The organism is Paraburkholderia sp. FW306-2-2C-D06C (genome assembly GCF_058781505.1).
This window is the reverse complement of the sequence record NZ_JBYSWU010000018.1, coordinates 94,852-117,169: the sequence shown is the minus strand read 5'-3', so window position 1 is coordinate 117,169 and position 22,318 is coordinate 94,852. Positions and strand designations below refer to the sequence as shown.

The 22,318-nt window shown below is 62.8% G+C and carries 21 protein-coding genes and 1 pseudogene; 11 read left to right on the top strand and 11 right to left on the bottom strand.

Annotated features, from left to right (window positions below):
• Positions 1–46: 46 nt before the first annotated feature.
• The gene (locus AC3WLT_RS16210) at positions 47–2,329 is read right to left on the bottom strand and encodes an NADP-dependent malic enzyme (protein WP_492592723.1); all 2,283 of its coding nucleotides are present in this window, start codon (positions 2,327–2,329) and stop codon (positions 47–49) included.
• Between the two features lie 291 nt (positions 2,330–2,620).
• Positions 2,621–3,853 carry an MFS transporter gene (locus tag AC3WLT_RS16205; RefSeq protein WP_492592722.1) on the bottom strand — a complete coding sequence of 411 codons (1,233 nt, stop codon included), beginning with the start codon at positions 3,851–3,853 and terminating at the stop codon, positions 2,621–2,623.
• A gap of 364 nt (positions 3,854–4,217) precedes the next feature.
• Here AC3WLT_RS16205 and AC3WLT_RS16200 point away from each other — a divergent pair, with 364 nt between their 5' ends.
• On the top strand, positions 4,218–4,904 hold the full coding sequence (locus AC3WLT_RS16200) for an orotate phosphoribosyltransferase (RefSeq protein ID WP_492592721.1): 687 nt from the start codon (positions 4,218–4,220) through the stop codon (positions 4,902–4,904).
• Between the two features lie 108 nt (positions 4,905–5,012).
• Here the strand turns inward: AC3WLT_RS16200 and AC3WLT_RS16195 are convergent, their stop codons facing one another.
• Positions 5,013–5,702, bottom strand: coding sequence for a response regulator (locus AC3WLT_RS16195; protein WP_492592720.1), 690 nt, complete (start codon positions 5,700–5,702; stop codon positions 5,013–5,015).
• A 268-nt stretch (positions 5,703–5,970) separates the two neighbouring features.
• Between AC3WLT_RS16195 and AC3WLT_RS16190 the strand changes: the two genes are divergently transcribed.
• From AC3WLT_RS16190 to AC3WLT_RS16170, 5 genes are all read left to right on the top strand, one after another.
• On the top strand, positions 5,971–6,573 hold the full coding sequence (locus AC3WLT_RS16190) for a YbhB/YbcL family Raf kinase inhibitor-like protein (RefSeq protein WP_492592719.1): 603 nt from the start codon (positions 5,971–5,973) through the stop codon (positions 6,571–6,573).
• Between the two features lie 294 nt (positions 6,574–6,867).
• A complete protein-coding gene (argC, locus tag AC3WLT_RS16185) occupies positions 6,868–7,815 on the top strand; it encodes an N-acetyl-gamma-glutamyl-phosphate reductase (RefSeq protein WP_492592718.1) in 948 nt (315 codons plus the stop codon).
• A 486-nt stretch (positions 7,816–8,301) separates the two neighbouring features.
• Positions 8,302–9,735 carry a DUF2957 domain-containing protein gene (locus AC3WLT_RS16180; protein ID WP_492592717.1) on the top strand — a complete coding sequence of 478 codons (1,434 nt, stop codon included), beginning with the start codon at positions 8,302–8,304 and terminating at the stop codon, positions 9,733–9,735.
• A gap of 102 nt (positions 9,736–9,837) precedes the next feature.
• Entirely contained in the window at positions 9,838–11,085 is a 1,248-nt protein-coding gene (locus AC3WLT_RS16175) for a DUF2957 domain-containing protein (RefSeq protein WP_492592716.1), read from the top strand.
• Positions 11,086–11,254: 169 nt separating this feature from the next.
• On the top strand, positions 11,255–12,079 hold the full coding sequence (locus tag AC3WLT_RS16170; RefSeq protein WP_492592715.1) for an OmpW/AlkL family protein: 825 nt from the start codon (positions 11,255–11,257) through the stop codon (positions 12,077–12,079).
• A 269-nt stretch (positions 12,080–12,348) separates the two neighbouring features.
• Here the strand turns inward: AC3WLT_RS16170 and AC3WLT_RS16165 are convergent, their stop codons facing one another.
• On the bottom strand, positions 12,349–12,984 hold the full coding sequence (locus tag AC3WLT_RS16165) for a LysE family translocator (RefSeq protein ID WP_492592714.1): 636 nt from the start codon (positions 12,982–12,984) through the stop codon (positions 12,349–12,351).
• Positions 12,985–13,157: 173 nt separating this feature from the next.
• A complete protein-coding gene (locus AC3WLT_RS16160) occupies positions 13,158–14,027 on the bottom strand; it encodes an NAD(P)-dependent oxidoreductase (RefSeq protein WP_492592713.1) in 870 nt (289 codons plus the stop codon).
• A gap of 96 nt (positions 14,028–14,123) precedes the next feature.
• On the opposite strand from AC3WLT_RS16160, the gene AC3WLT_RS16155 reads away from it, so the two are divergent.
• Together AC3WLT_RS16155 and AC3WLT_RS16150 are read left to right on the top strand one after the other, a co-directional pair.
• Entirely contained in the window at positions 14,124–14,930 is an 807-nt protein-coding gene (locus AC3WLT_RS16155) for a Mut7-C RNAse domain-containing protein (protein WP_492592712.1), read from the top strand.
• Positions 14,931–15,002: 72 nt separating this feature from the next.
• Complete coding sequence (locus AC3WLT_RS16150) at positions 15,003–15,281, top strand: hypothetical protein (protein ID WP_492592711.1); 279 nt, start codon at positions 15,003–15,005, stop codon at positions 15,279–15,281.
• A gap of 133 nt (positions 15,282–15,414) precedes the next feature.
• Here the strand turns inward: AC3WLT_RS16150 and AC3WLT_RS16145 are convergent, their stop codons facing one another.
• Both AC3WLT_RS16145 and AC3WLT_RS16140 read right to left on the bottom strand, forming a co-directional pair.
• Complete coding sequence (locus AC3WLT_RS16145; protein ID WP_492592710.1) at positions 15,415–15,627, bottom strand: hypothetical protein; 213 nt, start codon at positions 15,625–15,627, stop codon at positions 15,415–15,417.
• A gap of 226 nt (positions 15,628–15,853) precedes the next feature.
• Positions 15,854–16,606, bottom strand: coding sequence for an IclR family transcriptional regulator domain-containing protein (locus AC3WLT_RS16140; protein WP_492592709.1), 753 nt, complete (start codon positions 16,604–16,606; stop codon positions 15,854–15,856).
• 88 nt (positions 16,607–16,694) lie between these two features.
• Here AC3WLT_RS16140 and AC3WLT_RS16135 point away from each other — a divergent pair.
• The 3 genes and pseudogenes from AC3WLT_RS16135 to AC3WLT_RS16125 all read left to right on the top strand — a co-directional run.
• Positions 16,695–16,865, top strand: a pseudogene (locus tag AC3WLT_RS16135) (slipin family protein); the annotation flags it as partial.
• A gap of 58 nt (positions 16,866–16,923) precedes the next feature.
• Positions 16,924–18,135 carry an RtcB family protein gene (locus AC3WLT_RS16130; protein ID WP_492592708.1) on the top strand — a complete coding sequence of 404 codons (1,212 nt, stop codon included), beginning with the start codon at positions 16,924–16,926 and terminating at the stop codon, positions 18,133–18,135.
• Positions 18,136–18,138: 3 nt separating this feature from the next.
• On the top strand, positions 18,139–18,366 hold the full coding sequence (locus AC3WLT_RS16125) for a DNA polymerase beta superfamily protein (protein ID WP_492592707.1): 228 nt from the start codon (positions 18,139–18,141) through the stop codon (positions 18,364–18,366).
• 41 nt (positions 18,367–18,407) lie between these two features.
• On the opposite strand, the gene AC3WLT_RS16120 is transcribed toward AC3WLT_RS16125, so the two are convergent.
• From AC3WLT_RS16120 to AC3WLT_RS16105, 4 genes are all read right to left on the bottom strand, one after another.
• Complete coding sequence (locus tag AC3WLT_RS16120) at positions 18,408–18,659, bottom strand: hypothetical protein (RefSeq protein WP_492592706.1); 252 nt, start codon at positions 18,657–18,659, stop codon at positions 18,408–18,410.
• A 783-nt stretch (positions 18,660–19,442) separates the two neighbouring features.
• Positions 19,443–20,138, bottom strand: a complete 696-nt coding sequence (locus tag AC3WLT_RS16115; RefSeq protein ID WP_492592705.1) for a DUF2242 domain-containing protein — start codon at positions 20,136–20,138, stop codon at positions 19,443–19,445.
• A gap of 171 nt (positions 20,139–20,309) precedes the next feature.
• Positions 20,310–20,960 carry a lytic transglycosylase domain-containing protein gene (locus AC3WLT_RS16110; RefSeq protein WP_492592704.1) on the bottom strand — a complete coding sequence of 217 codons (651 nt, stop codon included), beginning with the start codon at positions 20,958–20,960 and terminating at the stop codon, positions 20,310–20,312.
• Between the two features lie 283 nt (positions 20,961–21,243).
• Entirely contained in the window at positions 21,244–22,227 is a 984-nt protein-coding gene (locus AC3WLT_RS16105; protein WP_492592703.1) for a helix-turn-helix transcriptional regulator, read from the bottom strand.
• Positions 22,228–22,318 lie beyond the last annotated feature (91 nt).

Sequence of the window (22,318 nt, the reverse complement as noted above, 5' to 3'; positions counted from 1 at the left end):
GCAGGTGCCGCAATGCGGCGCCGCTTCAACCTTCAACCCATCCGCATTACTGCGCGTTCACCCGCTTGCGTGCGTTGGCCGAGGCCACTGCCGTCATGTTGATGATCCGGCGCACGGTCGCTGCCGGCGTCAGGACATGCACCGGCTTTTCCGCGCCCAGCAGGAACGGACCGACCGTCACGCCTTCGCCGCCGACCATCTTCAGCAGGTTGTAAGCGATATTCGCCGCTTCGACGTTCGGCATGATCAGCAGGTTCGCTTCGCCGGTCAACGTGGTGCCCGGGAACGCCGCCTTGCGGACCACTTCCGACAACGCCGCATCGCCGTGCATTTCACCGTCGATTTCGAGCGAAGGCGCACGTTCGACGATCAGCTTGCGCGCCGCCGTCATGCGTTGCGACGACGAAGACGGCGCACTGCCGAAGTTCGAATTCGACAGCAACGCGACCTTCGGCGTAATGCCGAACTTCTCGATCTCGCGCGAAGCCAGCATCGTCATGTCGGCGAGCTGTTCGGCAGTCGGCGTCTCATTCACGTACGTATCGCAGATGAACAGGTTCCGGCCCGGCAGCATCAGCAGATTCATCGCGGCGAAGTTCTCCACGTTGTCCGCCTTGCCGAGCACCTGCTCGATGAACTTCAGATGCGTGTGGTACTGGCCGATCATCCCGCAGATCATGCCGTCCGCTTCGCCGAGGCGCACGAGGATCGCGCCGATCAGCGTGTTGAACTTGCGCATCGCGGCCTTCGCGACGTCCGGCGTCACACCTTCACGCGCGCCGAGTTCGTGGTACGCCTGCCAGCATTGCTGATAGCGCGGATCGTCTTCCGGATCGACGATTTCGAAGTCTTCGCCGCACTTGAGCTTCGAGCCCATCTTCTTCAGACGCATCTCGATCACCGACGGGCGGCCGACCAGAATCGGCCTGGCGATCTTTTCCAGCAGCACGAATTGCGCGGCGCGCAGCACGCGCTCGTCTTCGCCTTCGGCGAACACGATTCGCGCCGGCTCCGACTTCGCCGCGGCGAACACCGGACGCATCACCATGCCGGTGCGGTACACGGTCGTGCCGAGCTCTTCGCGGTACGCGCCCATGTCCTTGATCGGACGGGTCGCGACGCCCGAGTCCATCGCGGCTTGCGCGACAGCCGGCGCGATCTTGATGATCAGACGCGGATCGAACGGCTTCGGAATCAGGTACTCAGGACCGAATTCGAGCGAGTGGCCTTCGTAGGCCTTGGCGACTTCATCGCCCTGATCGGTTTCTTCGGCCAGCTCGGCGATCGCGCGCACGCACGCGAGCTTCATTTCTTCCGTGATCGTGGTCGCGCCGACATCCAGCGCACCGCGGAAGATGAACGGGAAGCACAGCACGTTGTTGACCTGGTTCGGGTAGTCCGAACGGCCAGTCGCGATGATGCAGTCCGGGCGCACCTTCTTCGCTTCTTCCGGGCGGATTTCCGGCTCCGGATTGGCCAGCGCGAGAATCAGCGGCCGCGTGCCCATTTCGGCGACCATTTCCGGCTTCAGCACGCCGGCGCTCGAGCAGCCGAGGAACACGTCGGCGCCGCGAATCGCGTCAGCCAGCGTGCGCGCTTCGGTGTTCGCCGCATAACGTTCCTTCGACGGATCCAGATTGCCGCGGCCTTCGTAGATCACGCCCTTCGAATCGGCGACGAGAATGTTCTTCTTCGACAGACCCAGGTTCACCAGCAGATCCAGACACGCGATCGCCGCGGCGCCCGCGCCCGAACACACCAGCTTCACTTCGTCGAGCTTCTTGCCGACCACTTTCAGGCCGTTCAGAATCGCCGCCGACGCGATGATCGCGGTGCCGTGCTGATCGTCGTGGAAGACCGGAATCTTCATGCGCTCGCGCAGCTTCTTCTCGATGTAGAAGCATTCCGGCGCTTTGATGTCTTCGAGGTTGATGCCGCCCAGCGTGGGTTCGAGCATCGCGATCGCTTCGACCAGCTTGTCCGGATCGGACTCGGAGAGTTCGATGTCGAACACGTCGATGCCCGCGAACTTCTTGAAGAGGCAGCCCTTGCCTTCCATCACCGGCTTCGCGGCGAGCGGGCCGATGTTGCCAAGACCCAGCACGGCCGTGCCGTTCGTGATCACGCCGACGAGGTTGCCGCGCGAGGTGTACTTCTGCGCGTCGAGCGGTTCGTCGTAGATCGCCATACAGGCCGCGGCGACGCCCGGCGAGTAAGCCAGCGACAAGTCGAGCTGGTTCGACAGCGGCTTGGTGGGCGTGACCGAAATCTTGCCGGGTTTCGGATTCTGGTGGTATGCGAGAGCGCTTTGCTTAAGTTGTTCGTCCATTTTTTGGCCTGCGAGACGTAAGAAATTGGGCCCGGCACACTGCACCGTAGGCGTCGCTTGCCTCTATCGAATGGATAATCGACGGCGGCGGTTTTCGCATGCGCCGGTTGGGCGCGGCGTCGAACCTCGGCGGAGGACAAGACGGTGCGGAGTGCTACGCGGGTCGGTTAGTGTACACCCCGAATGCGTCGATGCACTGACTGGTTAACGCGGCTCACCATCGGCGAAACAGGGCGCTGCCATGCTGCAGCGCCGCATCCGGGGCGCGTTTTGCACGCTGCCGCGGATGCGTCATTCGAGCGCGGCGCCGCGTCGTTCGGGGATCAGAAACAGCGTGGCGAAGATGTCGAGCAGATAGATCGACGCGAGCAACCCGAGCGCCGCGCCGAACGAATAGCGTGCGGCCAACGCGCCCACCGCGACCGGCCCGAAGCCGCCGACCGCCCGTCCGACGTTGAACAGCACGTTCTGCGCGGTGGCGCGCGCATCGGTCGGATAAAGCTCGGAGATCAGCGCGCCATAGCCGCCGATCATCCCGTTGACGAACACGCCCATTGCTGCGCCGCCGATCAGCAGCGCCATCGGCATCGTCAGATGGGCGTAGACGAACACCATCACGACGGCGCCCGCCTGGTAGACCAGGAACGCCGGCTTGCGGCCGAAGCGGTCGGCGGCGATGCCGAACAGCCAGATGCCGCACGCCATGCCGAGAACCGTCGCGGCGGTCCACAGCCCGGATTTGGTCAGCGAATAGCCGAAGGTCTTCGACAAATAGCTCGGCAGCCAGATCATCAGACCGTAATAGCCGAAGTTCTGCACCGAACAGAGAATCGCCACGCCGATGCTCGTGCGTGCAGTGCGCGCGTCGGCCACCAGCAACTTCAGCGGCAGCTTGCGCATGCCGCGCGCCACGCGTTCGGCGAACAGCGCCGGCTCCTCAACACGCCGTCGCACGAAAAACGACACCACTGCGGGCAACAACCCGAGCGCGAACATGCCGCGCCAGCCGATCATCGGCAACAGCAGCGGGGTGAGCAGCGCAGCCGCCAGCACGCCGAGTTGCCAGCCAAGCCCGACATACGACGACACGCGCGCCCGCTGCGAAGCCGGCCACGCTTCGGCCACCAGCGTCATACCGATACCGAACTCGCCGCCCAGACCAATGCCGGCAATGGTCCGATAGGTCAGCAGGTCGGCATAGCCTTGCGCCACCGCGCACAAGCCGGTGAACACGGCAAAGATCAGGATGGTCCATGTGAGCATGCGCACGCGGCCGAAATAGTCGCTCAGCACGCCGAAGATCAACCCGCCGGCCACCGCGCCGATCAGCGTCCACGTGACAAGCGAACCGGCCTGCGCAGACGACAGATGCAGATCGGCGGCAATCACCGGCAGCATGAAACCGAGGATCAGCAGGTCGAAGCCGTCCATCGCGTAGCCGAGCACCGAGGCGATTAGTGCCCGGCCGGCATAGCCGGGTTTAGCGGGTGCAAGGGTGTCGGCAGCAGAGGAAGCGGGGGTCATTGAAAGCGATCCGTAGGTCGAGGGGCGCCAAAGATGCGCGAACGCCCGGGAAATTCGCGTGAGTGTAAAGGCCGCCCAAGCCGCTCACAAGCAAGCCAAAAAGCGGGTCCAAACGAAGCCCGAAAGACCCTCCCGGCGGAACCGTCATGGCCGCCGTTCGCCGCCGGTAAGCACTACGGCTTCCTCGGAAGAGCCCAATTCGGGTAAAATGTCGGGCTACGCGCGCAGCAAACACCGGCCTGCACTCCACTGACCGGCTGCGTATTCCGCCCGGCATTTCGCTCACAACGGCGCGGCATACCCCGCTTGCTGCGCCACCGGGCCGCGCGCCCGCCTTCCCCCGCTCACACCCAAGGATCCGCCCATGACAGGCTTCGATCGCCAGACGATCTCCGACACCACCGCCAGGATGCTGCTGGAAGTGCAAGCAGTGCACTTCAACGCGGAGAAACCGTACATTTTCACGTCCGGCTGGGCGAGCCCGGTTTATATCGACTGCCGCAAGCTGATCTCGTATCCGCGCGTACGTCGCGGCCTGATGGAAATGGCCGAAACCACCCTCCTGCGCGACGTCGGCTATGAGCAGATCGACGCGGTCGCCGGTGGCGAAACCGCCGGCATTCCGTTCGCGGCATGGCTGTCCGACCGCCTGATGGTGCCGATGCAATACGTGCGCAAGAAGCCGAAGGGTTTCGGCCGCAACGCGCAGATCGAAGGTCTGCTGACCGAAGGCCAACGCGTGCTGCTGGTCGAAGACCTGACCACCGACAGCCGCAGCAAGATCAACTTCATCAACGCGCTGCGCACGGCCGGCGCCACGGTGAACCACTGCTTCGTGCTGTTCCACTACAACATCTTCAAGGAAAGCGTGTCGGTGCTGAAAGACATCGACGTCGATCTGCACGCGCTTGCCACGTGGTGGGACGTGTTGCGCGTCGCCAAGCAAGCGGGCTACTTCGACACCAAGACGCTCGACGAAGTGGAGAAATTCCTCCACGCACCGGCCGAATGGTCGGCAGCGCACGGCGGCGCAACCTCGACGCCGCAGTAGGCGCAGCGTCGCCGCTCGAGGCGGCTGAAACAAGAAAGGCCGCCTGTCTTGTCGACAGGCGGCCTTTTTCATTGAGTTCGCCCGGGCGGGCGAACTAGCGCATCGCGGCTAAGACGCGGCGCCGGTATCGCCCGCCGAATGCGACGACAGATTCAGCAAGCCGTTGCTCTGCGCGTACTGGAACAACTCCGAATCGCGGTCGATGCCGAGCTTGCGCATCGCGGTGTTCTTCTGCGTGCTGATCGTCTTGATGCTGCGATTGAGCTGTTCCGAGATTTCCTTGATCATCATGCCGGACACGAACAGGCGCACGACCTCGAGTTCACGCCTCGACAGCATCGCGTCGTCGCTCTTGCCGCCGGCATTCATGCGCAGCGTATCGAGCGACGCCTTGACCGACGGGCTCATGTATTCGAGGTTGCGGCTGACGTGCTGCACCGCGAGGCCGATATGGCTCAGATCGTCCGATTTGTTGACGACCGAGGTGACGCCGAGTTCGCTCAGCCGCTTGAGCAACGCGGCGTTTTCCAGCATCGTCAGCACGACGATGGGAAGGCCGGGAAAATTGCGGCGCAAATAGCCGATCAACGGCAAACCGTCGCCGTATTGGCCGCCTGGCATCGCCAGATCCGTAACGAGTACATCGCACGCAACCGTCCGCAGCACCTTCATTAACTCGGTTGACTGGCGCGCTCGCGCGACCACCTGAAGGCCTGGAAACTTGAGCAAAGCCTGTTCGGCGCCGAACAGAATCACCGGATGGTCGTCGGCCACCACGACCCTGACTGGATCTTGCATTGCCCTTCCCTCGACTGATAAACCGCTCTCCAAAACTTCTGCCATCCCTTTCTATTCTGTGTACTCAAACTATTCGAGTGCGCAGTCTTTTGCCCACGCAGAATATTCCTCCGACTATAGCCGATTTCGCCCCCAACCAAGCCCGCCAACTGGGCTGACGAATGGCCAATCAAGCTAATGTTAGACTTGATTCGATCTTGGGGCACAAAATAGGGACAATAATCATCGCGAGGACAACCGCCTCGCGCCCTGACAGGAGAACCGGCACATGCGCTCGCGTTGCCTGGTTGTTTCGCTTGCCTCAACCTACCGCCGCCTGCCGTCCTTCACCTGCGCAATGCTGAGTCTTGCGCTACTGGCGGCGCAGGGCCCTCACGCGCTCGCCGAAGGCACATTCGCGCTCACCAGCGCCAGCTTCCATGCAGGCGGGACGGTGGATGCCGCGCAAGTCTTCAATCAGGACGACTGCAAAGGCGGCAACCGCTCGCCGCAACTGACCTGGCACGACGCGCCGGCCGGCGCGCGCAGCTTCGCGGTCACCCTGTTCGACCCGGATGCGCCCGGCCGCGGCTGGTGGCATTGGGCGGTCGCTGGCATTCCGGCCACCGTCGACCGCTTGCCGGAGAACGCCAGCTCGTCGGGCTACCTCAAGAAACTCGGTGCGGTCGAAGCGCGCAACGATTTCGACGTCGACGGCTACGGCGGCCCCTGCCCGCCACCCGGTAAACCACATCGCTATGTGATCACCGTTTATGCGCTGAGCACCGCCGACCTGCGGCTCGGGCAGGGCCGCCCGGCGCTGATGTTCGATCACGAGATCAGCACCGCGACGCTCGGCAGTGCGCGGATGGTGGTCAATTACGGGCGATAGCGCCGGCCGCGGGCGATCTGGAAACGGCACGGATGTTCGGCGCGCGCATCGACAGGCGCGCGGTGCAACCGCACTCGGCCGCTCGTCAATCTGCTCCGAACCCGCCTGTATCGGCTTGCATCTGCCGCATAACCGGTCGCGCCGATATCATTTTTGGCGCACATCGTCGTTTTTTCACCCCATTTTTCACCCCTTTTGCGCCCCGATCAGTACGACCACCGCCATCACGTCTTAAAATAGCGTTCCGGCGCGGTGTCGCGCCCCGTTTCCAGCCAAGCAGCCAGTGAGATCGAGATGAGCACGAAAGTTTTTGTCGACGGACAGGAAGGCACGACCGGCCTGAAGATTTTCGAATACCTGTCGCAACGCGCCGACGTGGAGATTCTGCGTATCGAAGAAGCGAAGCGCAAAGACCTCGACGAGCGCCATCGTCTCATCAACGCATCGGACGTCACGTTCCTGTGCCTACCGGATGTCGCCTCGCGCGAATCGGCCTCGCTGGTGGACAACGATCGTACCGTGCTGATCGACGCCAGCACGGCCTTCCGCACTGCCGCCGACTGGGCTTACGGTCTGCCTGAACTGGCGCGCTCGCAGCGCGAGCGTCTGCGCACCGCGAAACGCATCGCCGTGCCGGGCTGTCACGCGTCGGCCTTCGTGCTGGCGATGCGTCCGCTCGTCGACGCAGGCGTCGTGGCGCCGGACTTCGCCGCGCATGCGTACTCGATCACCGGCTACAGCGGCGGCGGCAAGAAGATGATTGCCGACTACGAAGCCGGCGGCAACGCCAGGCTCAAGAGCCCGCGTCCGTACGCGCTCGGCCTCACGCACAAGCATCTGCCGGAAATGGCGGCACATACGGGCCTGAAGTCGGCACCGGTGTTCACGCCGATCATCGGCGACTTCTACAAGGGTCTGGCGGTCACCACCTTCTTCTCGCCGAACCAGTTGGCCAAGAAGACGGCGCCGCAAGACGTGCAGGCGCTGTTCGCCGAATACTACGCGGGCGAGGCGTTCGTGAACGTCGCCTCGTTCGATGCAGACGCAAACCTCGACGGCGGCTTCTTCGACGTGCAGGCGAACAACGACACCAATCGTGTCGACCTGTTCGTGTTCGGCAACGAGGAGCGCTTCGTGACTGTCGCGCGTCTGGATAACCTGGGCAAAGGCGCATCGGGCGCGGCGATCCAGTGCATGAACCTCGCGATCGGCGCCGCCGAAGAAAGCGGATTGAAACGCTAATACGTCCGCGATCGAGACGGCATTGGCCGTTAATCCAGAGAAAAGCCGGTCTTTGCAGACCGGCTTTTCTGTTTTAAAACCCGCACATCAAATCCTTCTTTCTCAGTTAATCGGTAGCAGCCCGTATTTCTTTTAAAACAAAAATCGGACTATTCATCATCGAGTCGGTAAATCGTTCCCGAGATCGACTCACACAGCATAGTTTTCCGCCTGGGGAAACTCCTGATTTTTTCGCGAACGATCGTTCGAAGATGATAGAGCCTTTTTGCTGTTTCGCTTGCCTGGTAAGCCTGTGCGGCGAAGCAACGGTACCGCTGTCCCAGCAAAAATTCCTTTTTGTTTAAAAGGCCCGCCAGCATCCATCCAGCATGCATCCCGCAAAAAAAGCGCTGTTTGAATCAGTCTTTTTAGACGGTTCTTTCAATTGACAGGCATTAACTGCGCAGCGAAATTACTTCGCACAATTACATGAAGGGAGACAGCAGGATGTCGCTTGCCATTATTCGAGGCTTGACAACGGCCATTGCCACGGTCCCATTTCTCATCGCTTGCGGCGGCGGCAAAGCCGACAATCCCAGCGCGATCAGTGCGCCGCAGTGCTCGGGTTCGAGCTGCGGCGTCCAGGGTCCGCCGGCTCAAGGCGCGGGCGCAGCCGCGCTGTGTCCGGCCAATGCGGACATCGTCAAGACCACGTTCCTCGGCGGCGCAGGCAGCGGCGAAGTGGTGCAACTGAATATCGACGCCACCGCGATGACCTACACGCTGAAGTGGCTCAAGTCGCCGATCCCGTTGACCAGCGCCGACGTCACGGTGACGCGTGAAGGCACGCAGATCACCGGCGCGGTGATTCACCCGCCGACCGGCACGCTGCCGACCGCGGAGCAGACACGTTGCGCGTTCATCCTCGGCAAAGGCACCGGCACCGCGGCTGCCGACGGCACGACTTACACGACGCCCGACTTCGTCAACAACCCGAACCCGCCGATGATCCTGGTCGGCCTGGGCGTAGCGGGCGGCGGCATTCCTGGCGCGACGGTCGAGTACGCCGGGCTGACCATTGCTCCGTTGCCGGGCCTGCAGAACATCGGCGCCGTGCCCAAGCGTCATTTCGACTTCTATCCGTTCCTCGGCTTTGCCAGCACGACGACGGACCTCACCAAGCTGGCTGGCACCTACAACGGCCTGCTCTACCACATCGTGCCCTCGGGCTCTTACGCGGCAACGGCCACCAACACGGTTGAAACCTTCGATGCAAGCGGCAACTGCACCGGCTCCAATCAGGCCAACGCCGCGTTCAACCCGAGTACGAGCGGATGCCTGACGACCGGTACGGCGTGGACCGTCAACAGCAGCGGCTACTTCGACAGCCAGCAGGCGCCGCAGATCGGTGCGCAACTGAAGCTGCCGCCGTTCAATCAGCCGAGCGGCAAGTCGGCTCAGGCACACATGATTCTCGGTCAGATCAACGGTGCGACGGTGCCGCTCGTCATCCGCACGGGCTCAGTGAATCTTGGCACGGCGCCGTCGCATCTCGACGCCAAGGTCGACGACGAATCCGGCATCGCCATGCTCGCCACCGCCACTCCGCTCGCATCCGGCGGTTTCGACGGCGGCTATGTCGGCGCGGACTCGAACTTCAAGTACACCGCGACGTTGATCCAGGGCGGCGTGGGCACCTTCATCAACCCGACGACCTCCACGACGGAAGACGGTTTCGGTTTGGGCTACGGCCTGCCGAGCCCGGGGCTGGTCGGCGTGCAGGACAAGAACGGCAAGACCGGTTTGGCGATTGCCTCCGGCGGCCTGTACGCGATCGCCATTCAGGACACGATGAATGGCGGCGTGGCGCCGACCTCGCAACTCAATGGCTCCGCTGCCGGCGCACCGTACTTCGGCGTCGGAGCGCAGATCAGCAAATAAGGGACGGCCAGACAGCAGTTGGCAGTACGAGAAATAACTAGAGCAAGAGAGGTGGCTGGACTGGGAGCCAGCCACACACAACGAGAAAATTCTGGAGGCGGTATGAATTGGAGATTCCTTTCGGTGCTCGCTCTTGCGGCACCGTTGCTGGGGGCGTGCGGCGGTGGTGGTGGCGGCGGTGACGGACCGGTGACTGAAGTTCGCCTGTGTCCTGCTTCGCTCGACTACGGCACGGTGTTCACGGGCGGCGGCGGCGACGGCGAACTGGTCAAGCTGCAACTCGATACGACCAGGATGACCTGGCAAGTCAGCTACATCGAATCGCCGATTCCGGCGACCCCCGGCACCGTCGTGCCAACGCGCGCCGGTCAGACTGCAAGCGGCACGCTGACGCAGGAAACCTTGCTGCCGACGAACAAGCTCAATCAGTGCGCTTTCCGGCTGAACGGCGCGAGTCTCGATCCGAACCGTCCGGCACGGATTTTCGTTGGCGAAGGCGTCGCGGGCGGCACGATTCCGGGCGCGGAAATCTCGTTCGGCGGGATTCTCGGCGTGGGCGCGGTACCCGATACCAAGTTCCCGTACTACCCGTTCATCGGCTTCTCGTCGATTGAAACAAACATCGCGAATGTGGCGGGCACCTACAACCAGCTCGGCTATCACCAGGTTCCGTCGCAAAACTTCGCGCCGGTCGCGGTCGATTCGAAGATCACGATCAACGCGGACGGCACGTGGAGCGAGTGCGACAACTCCGGGGTCAACGCGGGCAAGTGTCAGCAGCCGGGCACGAACCTCGTGCAGGCGTCCGACGGCAGCGGCGCGTTCCAGACCAACAACTTCCAGGGCCAGGCCAAACCGACGCTCGCCACTACGCCGAAAGCCAGGGGCTACATGATCGTCGGCAAGCTGCGCAACCAGCTGGTGCCGATCCTGGTTCGCGCCGGCGCAGCGAACTCGTCGGTCACCGTGCCGCAGAACGGCGAGCTGGGACCGTACGCGGACGACGAATCGGGCATCTCGATCCTGGCGCCGCAAAACGCGATCGCGCTGAACTCGCAGAACGGCGAGTACATCGGCGTGGATAGCCAGTTCGACTACCGCACCACCGCATTCGAAGGCACGCAGGCCACGCTGCTCGATCCGTTCAATCCGTCGCAGGCTTCGCTTGCGACGGCGCTGGATCTGAGCTTCACGCAAACCGTGCCGGGCGTGGTGACGACGACCCATGTGGGCGCCTCGACGGGCACCACGCCGACCGGAAAGATGATCTTCACGGGCGGCGTGTTCGGCTACCTCGACCTGACCAACGCGGCCTCGCCGTACTTCACGATCGGCGCCTTCGTCCAGTAACGGGCGAAGCACGCGCCGCCTGCACGCAACGAGGGCGTTTGCGTCCCGGCTGCTGCGTCCGGCAACGACGCGGCAGCCAGCGCCCACAGAGTATTCAGCGCAACGGCCGGGCAGCCGGGTAGCCGCCACGCGCCTTTCCAGGCGCGCGCGCATCAGGAGGGGGAACAACATGAAAAAAATCTATCTCGCGGTACTGGCCGCTTGCCTGTCCGCCAGTGCTCACGCCCAGCATGCGGGCGACAACGTCGCCGTACTCGGCTGGTTTCACGTCATGCCGCAGGATTCGAGCACGCCGCTGACCACCAACGTCGCGCCGACGCCGATCAATACGCCGTTGCGTCTGCCGAGCTCGTTCACGTCGGCCGGCACAGGCTTGTCGACTACCAAAGCCGACACCGCCGGCCTCGTGTTCAGTCATTACCTCACCGACCACATCGCGGTGACGACGGTGGCGGGCGTACCGCCGGTCTTTAAGATCTATGGACACGGCACCATCAAGCCGCCGGGACCGGCGGGCGCGCTCGGCCAGCAGAATCTCGGCGATCCGCAGACCAATCCGATCGTGAAGAGCGTGCGTCAATGGAGCCCGGCGCTGCTGTTCCAGTACTACTTCAATGCGCCGACCGCGAAGTTCAGGCCGTTCGTCGGCATCGGCGTGTCGTACAACTGGTTCTCCGATGTCCAGCTGAGCCCGAACTTCGTGCAGTCGACGCAGAACAACCTCGGCGCGGTGCTAGCCGCCGGCGCGGGCAAGCCCGGGCAGACGCAGGTATCGGCGAAGGCTTCGTCGTCATGGCAGCCGGTGTTCAATGCGGGTCTGTCGTACAACATCACCGATCACTGGGGCATGGTGGCGTCGGTCACGTACATCCCGCTGAAGACGACCTCGTCGGTCATCGTCAAGGCGGCGGACGGCACGGAACTGGGTGTCTCCAAGGCGGAGCTGAAAGCGGATCCGATCATTTCGTTCCTGGCCGTCTCGTATAAGTTCTAGGTTCGACGCAGACGTGACAAAGCCGGCGGCCCTTCCAGGGGGCCAGCCGGCTTTGTCGTTCGGGATTCCGGGCGAAACGCGAAATTCAGGGTAAAAAAAAGCCCGCCTAAGTTGGCGGGCTGAATCCATATCAGAGGAGACATGGAGGAGACAAGACGAACTATAGCAAGCGGTTTGGTGCGGCGCAACATTCAAATTAGGGTTGACCCTCATCGTTGCTTACACGCAACACTTTACTGGTCGGATTGATGACGGCGCCAAGCGCCCGCCTAGTGGCGCACTAGCGCCATCATCGCGCCGAAGCCAACAAACACCCCGCCCGTCAGACGATTGAACATCTTCGCGACGCTGCGGCTCTTCAATTTGGCGCCGATCCGCGTGCCGAATCCGGCGTACACGAGATACCAGCTCACCTCGATGACCGCGAACGTGGCGACGAGGACGCCGAACTGCGCCAGCTTCGGCTGCGCGGCGTCGATGAATTGCGGCAGCAGCGCGGCGGCGAACAGAATCGCCTTCGGGTTGCTGCCGGCCACGAGGAAGCCATTGCGAAACAGCGCGGCGCGCGAACGCGCGGGTTTTGCGGCCAGTTCGTCTGCTTCGCCGGCGGCGGCTTCGTCGGCCGGCGCACGCCATGCCTTGATGCCCAGATAGACGAGGTACGCGGCGCCGATCATGCGCAACGCGTTGAACATCGCCGGCCATGCTTCGAGAAACACGCCAAGGCCTGCCGCCGACACCGCCAGCATCAGAACCAGCGCCGACAGACACCCGGCCATGGTCGCGCTGGAGCGGCGCAGGCCGTGCCGGGCGCCGTGAGTCATGACCAGCAGCATGTTCGGGCCAGGAATCGCGGAAACGACGAAGACGGTGGCGGCGAACAGCCACCAGGTATGCAGACTCATGAGAATCGACGCGAAAAAAAGATCGGGCGGCTATTATGCCCGCTCACGCGGATCCGCGGCGCAGCAGTGCTACTTGACTTACAACGGCAGCCCGCGGCGGCTCAGCGCCGGAATACAGAAATCGCCACGCCTTGCGGACTCGCCTTCGCGCGACACCGCCCACGCGCGGAGATTCAGCGCCCTGCCCGCCGCGCCGCCACCTCGCCCAGCACCGCGAAGTCTTTCTCGCCGTCCCCGTGAGCCACCGCTTCCAGCAGGCTGTCGCGCACGACGCTCGCAATCGGCAGCGGCGTCGTCACCGCGTCGGCGGCGGCCAATGCAAGACGCACGTCCTTCAGCCCAAGGCGCGCCTTGAACAGCGCCGGCTCGTAGCGCTGCTCCGCGATCAACTTGCCGTAGCCCTGATATACCGGGCCTGGGAAAAGACCGCTTGTGATCACGTCGAGGAAATCCTGCATCGCAACGCCGTGCCCGGTCACCAGCGTCGCCGCCTCGCCGAGCGTCTCGACGGCGGCGGCCAGCATGAAGTTCGCCGCCAGCTTCATCACGTTCGCCTGCTGCGGCAGCGAACCGATCCGCCACGTTTTCTGGCCGATGACGTCGAAAATCGGCTGAAGGCGGTCGATCGCCTCGGCCGGGCCGCCGGCGACGATCGTCAGCTTGCCCGCCGCCGCGACGTCGGACCGCCCCAGTACCGGCGCGGCGACGTAATTGACGCCGCGCGACGCGTGCGCCGTCGCCAGTTCCTCGGCGAGCGCCACCGAGATCGTCGCCATGTTCACGTGGATCAGGCCGCGCGTGGCGTGCTCCAGCAGCGACGCGGTGATGACTTCGCGCAGCGCGGCATCGTCGGCGAGCATCGAGAACACGGCGTCGCCCGCAAACGCTTCGGCCGGCGTCGCGACGATCCGCGCACCCGCCTCGGCGAGCCGCTGCGCGCGTTCCGGCGAGCGGTTCCACACGCGCACCTGATGCCCGGCTTTCAAAATATTGGCAACCATCGCGGCGCCCATCTCGCCGAGACCGATAAAACCGATGTCCATCTGTCGCTCCGTCATTTCTAAAGAACTGGAAGTAAAGCACACCCGTGCGACACGTGCAGGACAGCACGCATCGAAACACGGTGCGATACTGATGCGATGGTCACCGCGACATTCCGCTTCTATGAGGAGCTGAACGACTTTCTCGCCCGGCCGCTGCGCCGGCGCGCGTTCAGTTGCGCCTGCGCGAACGGCGCCACCGCGAAGCACATGATCGAGGCGCTCGGCGTGCCGCATACGGAAGTCGAGCTGATTCTGGTGAACGGCGAATCGGTCGGTTTCAATCACCCGGTCTCGGACGGCGACCGCATCGCCGTCTATCCGAAGTTTGAAGCGCTCGACATCCAGCCGCTGTTGCGTGTGCGCGAGCGGCCGCTGCGCGTCATGCGCTTCATCGCCGATGCGCATCTGGGCGGTCTCGCGCCGCTGCTGCGGCTGGCCGGCTTCGATACGCTCTACGACAACCATTACCCCGACGCCGATATCGAAACGCTCGCCGCCGAGGAACAGCGCATCGTTCTAACGCGCGACCGCGAGTTATTGAAACGCCGCACTATCACGCACGGTTGCTACGTGCGCACGCTGAGGCCCCGCGAGCAGTTGCGCGAAGTGTTTGAACGGCTCGATCTGGCCGGCAGCGCGCAGCCGTTTCGCTTGTGCCTGATGTGCAATGCGCCGTTGCGGCGCATCGCCAAAGAAGAAGTCGCCGGCCGCGCGCCCGAAGGCGTGCTGGAACGGCATACGCAATTCGTCACCTGCGACGTCTGCCGGCGCGTGTTCTGGGAAGGCACGCACTGGCAAAGAATGCGCGCGCTGATGGACAGCGTGGCCGGTGCACCGGACCGGGCTGCCGGAGCGGCACCCGAGCAGAAATCGAACGGCGCCTGCACGCCGCGTGAGTCCTGAGTGCCGCCGCTCACGTAGCGCGCGGCGCGATGCGTACAATGCGGGATTACTTATCTGGCAGAGGCCTTCCGTATGGCGATGAAAAAGACCGACCTTGAAAAGAACAAGGCACTCAAGCTGAACAACGCAATGAAACTGGCGACCACCGACCGTTTCGGCAAAGCCGCGGCCGCCGAGCCGAAACTCGATCGCCGCGAGCAGCGCAAGCTCGATCAGGCGCAGGGCCTCGTCGCCTTTGCCTGCAAGCTGGACGGCGAACTGGTCGCGCAACTGAAAGAACGGGCTGTCGCGCATCCGCACGGCATGACCGGACTGCTGAACGAAGTCATCAAACGCGGCCTCGCGGGTTAAGGTTGCCGCGAGCGCCATTGCCGCGCTGCATCTGCGCGACGGGCAGGCAAACAACAAACCGCCGCGCGAATACAAAAAGGCCAGAGCAGAAGCTCTGGCCTTTTTGCTGGTGACGCTGAACTATAGCTTCAGCTTAGTTCGCCGTGCCCTTGTCGTTCGTGCCGGCTGCCGAAGCGGCTGCCGAAACCGGAGCGCGCTTGCCGTGCGTCTTCAGCTTCTTGATGTGGTGCTTCTTCGGCGTGCTAGCTGCAGCTGCCGGCGCTGCTGCGTCCGATGCCTGTGCGAAAGCTTGAACGGAAACCAGCGCGATCGATGCTGCTGCGAGCGAGACGATAACTTTTTTCATGTGTTGTTCCCCAAACCTGAACGGCAGAGTCAATGTGAATGAATAAGCTGCACGGTAAAGCAGACATGGCTTGAGCGCCTTCCCGCTCCCCGCGGGAGAGTATTACGCAGTGTAGGCGGTTTGTCATGCCTAAAACTCGATATGTATTTTCCGGGAGACACGTTGCTTTCGCGATGCTCTCACTCATTAAATACATCGCATTAGGGCAATTACCTAGGTGATCGTTTTAGACCAGGTTGCGCAGCAGGCTGGCGGTTTCCTGCAAGGTCGGCAGCACCCGGTGCAGCGCGGCGTTTGCCGACTCCTGGCCGATCGGCATGCTGACGCTGATCGCCGCCACCACCGAGCCGTGCCGGTCTCGCAGCGGCACCGCAACACCGCGCATACCCAGTTCCAGTTGCTGGTCGGTGACCACATAGCCATTGCGGCGGATTTCGCCGAGCACTTCGCGCAACTGCCCGACTGTCGAATACGTGTACGGCGTGAACACCTTGATCGGGTACGAGGCGAGCCACTGCTCGATATCCTCCGGCGCGCGAAACGCCAGCAGGACCAGGCCCGCCGACGACAACGGCGCAGGCGCTCGCGAGCCGAGCACGAATCCGACCGCCATCGCCCGGTTCACGCCATTGCGCGCGACGTAGACCACGTCGTGTTCGTCGAGAATCGCAACCAGTGCGGTTTCCTGCACGGTGGCCGTGATGCGCTGCAGGAAGGGTTGCACCGTGCGCGGCAAGCGCGCCGAATCCAGATACGACTGGCCGAGCCGCAGCACCCGCGGCGCTAGCCAGAACAGCTTGCCGTCGGTGTCCACGTAGCCGAGTTCACGTAGCGTCAGCAGATAGCGGCGCGCCGCTGTGCGCGACAGCGCCGCACGCGAGGCCACCATGGTCGGTGTCATACGTGTGTGCGCTTCGTCGAATGCTTCGATGATCGCAAGCGCCTTGGCGGCGCCGGCGATCCAGTCTTTCTCGTCCATTGTGTTTACCTGAAAATCGGTCGGCTCGGCGGCTCAGCCGCTCCGTGAACGTCATGGCTGTTGCGCGATTATCGCGCGACGAGCGCCCTCGCTGCTGAACACCGCGAAGGTGATGGAAGAGAACCCGACGGCCTTGCGCCTGAAGGAACTCGAAACGCTCGAGCGGATCGCGGAACGCATCGACCGGATCTCCGTGTTCGGCGGGCTGGATCAGGTGCTGAACGGACTGGTGAGCATCAAGGGCGCGCAAACGTCGTAGAGTTAAAGTGCGGTCGCGGTGAGACAGGCGGCCGCTGTACAAAAGAGAGAGAAGCAAAATGGATTACCAACTGATGGAAGTAGCGGACGGCAAGCCGGTCAAGATGTGGACCGAAGGCGTCGCCATCGACGATTTTGCACGCGATCAACTCATGTACACGGCCAGGCTGCCGTTCATCTTCAAGCACCTGGCGGTGATGCCGGATGTGCACGCGGGCAAAGGCTCGACGATCGGCAGCGTGATTCCCACGCTCGGCGCGATCATTCCGGCGGCGGTCGGCGTGGACATCGGCTGCGGCATGATGGCTGTCCGCACTACGCTCAAAGCAGCGGATCTGCCGGACTCGCTGGCCGGCCTGCGCAGCGCGATCGAACGCGCGGTGCCGCACGGCCGAGCGCCGGGCCGGCGCGATCCGGGCGCGTGGGAACGGCCGCCGCAGCCGGTCGACATCGCGTGGAAGTCGCTCGCCGCGGGCTTCAAGCGCATCGTCGACAAGTATCCGAAACTCGCGCGCACTAACAACTACGTGCATCTGGGTACGCTCGGCACCGGCAATCACTTTGTCGAAGTGTGCGTGGACGAAGCGGACAGCGTGTGGTTCATGCTGCACAGCGGTTCGCGCGGCGTCGGCAATGCGATTGGCAATCTGTTCATCGAACTGGCGCAAGCGGATATGCGGCAGCACCTTGCCAATCTGCCGGACCGGAACCTCGCCTACTTTGAAGAAGGCAGCGCGCACTTCGACGATTATGTCGAAGCGGTCGGCTGGGCTCAGGACTACGCGCGGCAGAATCGCGAACTGATGATGGGCGCGGTGATCCGCGCGGCGCAATCGATTATCGCCAAGCCGTTTTCGCTCGATGAGCACGCGGTGAACTGCCACCACAACTACGTGCAGAAGGAACGTCACTTCGGCACGGAGATTCTGGTGACGCGCAAGGGCGCGGTGTCGGCGCAGAAGGGGCAACTCGGCATCGTTCCGGGCTCGATGGGCGCGAAGAGTTTTATCGTGCGCGGGCTCGGCAATGCGGAGAGCTTCTGTTCATGCAGTCATGGCGCGGGTCGTGCAATGAGCCGCACCGAAGCAAAGCGGCGCTTTTCCGTCGAGGACCAGATCAAGGCGACGGCGCACGTCGAATGCCGTAAGGACGCAGGCGTGATCGACGAAATCCCGATGGCCTATAAGGACATCGACGCCGTCATGGCGGCGCAGCGCAGTCTCGTCGAGGTGGTCCACACGCTGCGGCAAGTGGTGTGCGTGAAGGGTTAGCGGGTGCGCGCGGATCGATGTTTCAATGATCTGTCGCTGCTCGCCGAAATCAATGCGCTGCTCGCGCTGAAAATGCGGGCGGGCGAAGGCGAATATGGCCCGCGGCGACCGGCGATCCATCGGTTTATCGAAGCGTCGCCAGCCGATGTACAAAGTCCGTCTGACTACAAACGGCCCGAGGGCGACGCCGCCATGCTGGACGCCTATCTGCGCGACGTGATCCGCTCGTAGAGCCTCGGCACCGTCGTCGAAGCGCCTCGTGCGCTTCGACATTAAGCCGCGCGCGGCTGGGCGAACATTTTGGGTGTGTCCCCAGTGGGTGGGAACACGCACCAGCAGCCGTCGTCGTGGCGAAAGAAAAACAAACCGCGCGAGCCGGTTTCCAATGAGGCCTCGACGCGGACATAACGCCTGCCACCCAGCCTGGTACGGCTGAATTCGGTCACGTGAACTGGAATCGAGGGTCCCGGCGCCAGCCATTTCTCGACCAGGAAACGCAGCGAATGCTCGCTCGCGGCTTTCATGATCCGCTCCGGACCGGTTTGTCTTGACGTGATTCGCGCGCGGCTTCGGTGCTTTCGTCACTGTCGCCGGCTGCGTCCGCATCGCGTTCGGCGGATGCGAGGGCCATGGCCCGGTTGGTCGCCGCCGCCCGCAGCGTGCTGCAATGAGCGGCATGCCTGATATCCGAAAGAAGACGGACTAGCTGTCGTGCTGTTCTGCGTTTCATTACACCCCCCCGCACCGCACCAATAACTTCATAAAACACTTTAACTCTATGCCTGGATCGGGCGTTCCTGAAGAGGTTTTGACAAAATAGCAACAGTTGCGCTTGCAAAATGAGACACGCAATCTTCGTACCGTCCGACTTCAATGTGCGCGCCTCGGAGCGTCAAAGTATGTACGGTGGCGAGCGGATGGCATCGATGAAAAGCTGGCGGAAGCGGCATGTGGAAGTCACTGCGAAGAACCCGAGTTATCCACGTCTGCCTATGGATAACTTCGGGATAGCGGGTCGGACAGCCTGTGCGCGGAATCTTGATAAGACGGGCCGAAGAGCGAGCGCCGCCAAAGTTATCCCGTCTTCGTAGTTTTTCTACAGACGTGTTCCGCAAGGTTATGGTTTTCGCATGCCGTTGATGCGGCGGGGAATTTAAGACTTATCCACAGAAGGGCTTAGCCCTTGTTAACTATTACTACATATATATACGTATGAAGTAAAAGACATAGGATAAGTACCGCTGCACGCTGAAATCAAAGGCTGAACATGCGCCGGGCAATCACGGCGCAAGCGTGGCCAGATGCAATCAGGGCGCTATGCCACTCGCGCTTGCAGGTTGCACGGAAGCAGCCTGCCCTACCGCTGCGGGCATCGCCGGAACGGGCGATGGAGATGGCAATGGAACCGAGGCTTCGACCGGCACGGGCAACATGCGCGTCTCGATGCGGCTGTTTGACACCGGCTGCGTGCGCACCACCGTCTGCAGATAGTGGTCGACGAGGCCGAAGAAACGGTCGTAGAACTTCCCCGACGGAATGGTCTCGCTTGAAATCTTTACCATCGCATCGCTGTTCGAACGGATCGGTAGCGACAACGACCCCAGCACGCTCAACCCGACGCTCGCCGACGTATCGCTTTTCTTCAGGGCAAAGCCGTTTTGCACGGCGTTCACATAGACGATGCTCGTATCGCTCGCCTCTTCACCCGGTGTACAGACGACATGAAATTCCACGACGACGTGCGAATCCCCGGTGGGCTGAAAATTCTTCGTACCGTCGACGGTATCGGTGCGCGTCATGGTTGTCAGATAGCCCTGGCTCAGCAAAGCGCGGCGCGCGGCTTCACAGGTATCGGTGGTGCTCGAGTTGAAATTGCGGGCGTAGGGGCTCGCGCCCGTTTCGAACAATTCCTGCTGGAATTTCGGCTGCGGGGTGCTGCTGCAAGCGGCAAGCGCGAGCAACCCGAGCGAGGCGGCGGTGGTTTTGAAAAACGAGGTGAACATGATCGATCGGAAGGGGCGCTACGTGAACTCGACTGGGAATGCATTGTAGAGCGCGTTGCACAAGCTGCGTAAAAAGCGTGCAGCCCGCGCGTGGCGCCGCCGTACATGGCGTGACGGCCGGTTACAGCGCCGGGGTCGGCTGCAACGTATAAGCAGAAAAGGAGCAGGCGCTCAGTTCGACGCCGCGGGCAATCCGTTCGACAACCCCGACGCGCCGATCGTCCCGGCAGCGTTGCCGGCCGGCATTGCAAAGGAGTTGGCCCAGTGGTCCGGCGCCGCACAACGATCGGCCGGACGCGCCTCGCACATGCCGGCCGGCACGTCCGGCTGCTGCGCCGCGTCTTGCGGGCCGGCCACTTCAGCGAAGTCTTCGACGCGCAAGCTCACCTTCTGCGCGTACGCCTGCGAGCCGCCGTAGCTCTTGAGCGCAGCGTTCAGGTCGCCATTGGCCGAGCGCATGTAGCCGTACAGGATCGCCGAACCGACGTCGATGTTGGTGGTCGGCTCGGTCAGGTCCTTCACGTGTCTCAGCATCCCTCTGTGGGCGCCTGGCACGACCTGCATCAGGCCGGTTGCGCCGTTGGCGCCCTTGGCCTTTTCCTTGAAGCGGGATTCGATCGAGATGATCGCCAGCAGCAGTGCCGGCGGAAGTGAATACTTCGAGGCGGCGGATTGCACCGCGTCCGAAATCTTTTGAGCCTTTTCCTTCGCCAGACCGAATTTTTGCGTCAGATACGCGGACATGCGGTCAGTGTTTTCCTCAGCCGTTGCGGCTTGCATCAGGCCGAGCGAAAGCACGATCAGGCAAAGTAACCGGCTCATGACGGAGGATAGAGAAGGAAGGGAATTCGCGAATTATAGCGCTGCCCCAAAATGAGGTACCGATCAGCCAAAATTCGTCTTATCAAAGCGGGCCGGCCGATGGGGAAGAACACCCGGCGCGCCGCGGTGTCACGCAGCGATCCTGACTTGAACAGCCTGCAATTGCCCTCCCCCGCAGGATTGCCGACCAGTGTTTCGATTCGTAACTTATGCGCCGTTAGTTGCAAATTTCCATCGAGAGAGTGCTCAACTTAACTGGTGCGCATCGGATCGGGCTGCGGCGTCATTGCCCGTAGCGGCGATGCAAGGCCGCGGCAACCTCCGCCATCTGCGCGCGCAGTTCCGGCGGCGCCAGCACTTCGGCTTCGGCGCCGAAGCGCAGTAGCTCCGCACACGCCTGTCTCACCGAGCCGACGGGCAGCGTGACGGTGCGCCAGCCATCCGCCGCATCCGGTTCGCTGATCGTGGCCGCGGCACGCGCGAACGGCGACACGAAGGCTTCGAGCATTTGCATGCCCCACGGCGACAGACGCAGCGTCGCCTCGCTTGCATGCATCTGTTCGGACAGACGCTGTGTGCTGTCCTGCCAGAACGCAGCGAGATCGAAGGCGGCCGGCCGTTCGAAGGTGTCGTCCAGCACGCTCAAATCGCGAATACGAGAGATGCGGTAGATGCGGATATCCGCATCTACGCGCCCGGCCACATACCACGCGCCGCTTTTCAGCACGATGCCAAGCGGTTCGATCCGGCGAAACTTTTCGGCCTTCCAGCTTTGATAGCGAATCTGCAACGGGTGCTGTTCCCAGACCGCGTTGGCGATCAGCGGCAGATGCACGGGCTGATCGGCATCGGAGAACCAGGCGGGGGCGTCGAGGTGAAAACGCGAGCGCATGCGCTCGGCAGTGGAGCGCAGTTCGACCGGCAATGCGGCGAGCAGCTTGGTTTGCGCGCCCGCCATCACCGCACCCAGGCCAAGCGCCTGCACAGGCCCCGGCAAGCCGGCGAGAAACAGCGCCTCGGCTTCTTGCGACGACAGACCGTTAAGGCGCGTGCGGTAGCCGTCTAGCAATCGGTAGCCGCCTTCCGCGCCGCGCTCGCTACGCACGGGGACGCCTGCGGCGCTCAACGCGTCGATGTCGCGATAAATGGTGCGCAGCGAGACCGCGCATTCGTCGGCGAGCGATTGGGCCGTGACCTGCCCACGCGCTTGCAACGCCATCAGAATGGAAAGTAGGCGGCTGGCTCGCATGCGGACAAGTGTAGTCATACCTGACACAAACTGACAGGTATGGGCGCTTAAGATGGGTGAACCCGGTGCAGCATCGTTGTTGCCATTGCTCAAGACGTTTAACCAGAGG

Bases quoted from the DNA above. Each gene is read 5' to 3' on its own strand.
- AC3WLT_RS16120 (WP_492592706.1), bottom strand. From the start codon at position 18,659: ATGAAAGCCGCGAGCGAGCATTCGCTGCGTTTCCTGGTCGAGAAATGG.
- AC3WLT_RS16155 (WP_492592712.1), top strand. From the start codon at position 14,124: ATGGTCACCGCGACATTCCGCTTCTATGAGGAGCTGAACGACTTTCTC.
- AC3WLT_RS16110 (WP_492592704.1), bottom strand. From the start codon at position 20,960: ATGAGCCGGTTACTTTGCCTGATCGTGCTTTCGCTCGGCCTGATGCAA.
- AC3WLT_RS16105 (WP_492592703.1), bottom strand. From the start codon at position 22,227: ATGACTACACTTGTCCGCATGCGAGCCAGCCGCCTACTTTCCATTCTG.
- AC3WLT_RS16190 (WP_492592719.1), top strand. From the start codon at position 5,971: ATGCGCTCGCGTTGCCTGGTTGTTTCGCTTGCCTCAACCTACCGCCGC.
- AC3WLT_RS16130 (WP_492592708.1), top strand. From the start codon at position 16,924: ATGGATTACCAACTGATGGAAGTAGCGGACGGCAAGCCGGTCAAGATG.
- argC (WP_492592718.1), top strand. From the start codon at position 6,868: ATGAGCACGAAAGTTTTTGTCGACGGACAGGAAGGCACGACCGGCCTG.
- AC3WLT_RS16175 (WP_492592716.1), top strand. From the start codon at position 9,838: ATGAATTGGAGATTCCTTTCGGTGCTCGCTCTTGCGGCACCGTTGCTG.
- AC3WLT_RS16145 (WP_492592710.1), bottom strand. From the start codon at position 15,627: ATGAAAAAAGTTATCGTCTCGCTCGCAGCAGCATCGATCGCGCTGGTT.
- AC3WLT_RS16205 (WP_492592722.1), bottom strand. From the start codon at position 3,853: ATGACCCCCGCTTCCTCTGCTGCCGACACCCTTGCACCCGCTAAACCC.
- AC3WLT_RS16210 (WP_492592723.1), bottom strand. From the start codon at position 2,329: ATGGACGAACAACTTAAGCAAAGCGCTCTCGCATACCACCAGAATCCG.
- AC3WLT_RS16195 (WP_492592720.1), bottom strand. From the start codon at position 5,702: ATGCAAGATCCAGTCAGGGTCGTGGTGGCCGACGACCATCCGGTGATT.
- AC3WLT_RS16200 (WP_492592721.1), top strand. From the start codon at position 4,218: ATGACAGGCTTCGATCGCCAGACGATCTCCGACACCACCGCCAGGATG.
- AC3WLT_RS16165 (WP_492592714.1), bottom strand. From the start codon at position 12,984: ATGAGTCTGCATACCTGGTGGCTGTTCGCCGCCACCGTCTTCGTCGTT.
- AC3WLT_RS16115 (WP_492592705.1), bottom strand. From the start codon at position 20,138: ATGTTCACCTCGTTTTTCAAAACCACCGCCGCCTCGCTCGGGTTGCTC.
- AC3WLT_RS16160 (WP_492592713.1), bottom strand. From the start codon at position 14,027: ATGGACATCGGTTTTATCGGTCTCGGCGAGATGGGCGCCGCGATGGTT.
- AC3WLT_RS16140 (WP_492592709.1), bottom strand. From the start codon at position 16,606: ATGGACGAGAAAGACTGGATCGCCGGCGCCGCCAAGGCGCTTGCGATC.
- AC3WLT_RS16180 (WP_492592717.1), top strand. From the start codon at position 8,302: ATGTCGCTTGCCATTATTCGAGGCTTGACAACGGCCATTGCCACGGTC.
- AC3WLT_RS16150 (WP_492592711.1), top strand. From the start codon at position 15,003: ATGGCGATGAAAAAGACCGACCTTGAAAAGAACAAGGCACTCAAGCTG.
- AC3WLT_RS16170 (WP_492592715.1), top strand. From the start codon at position 11,255: ATGAAAAAAATCTATCTCGCGGTACTGGCCGCTTGCCTGTCCGCCAGT.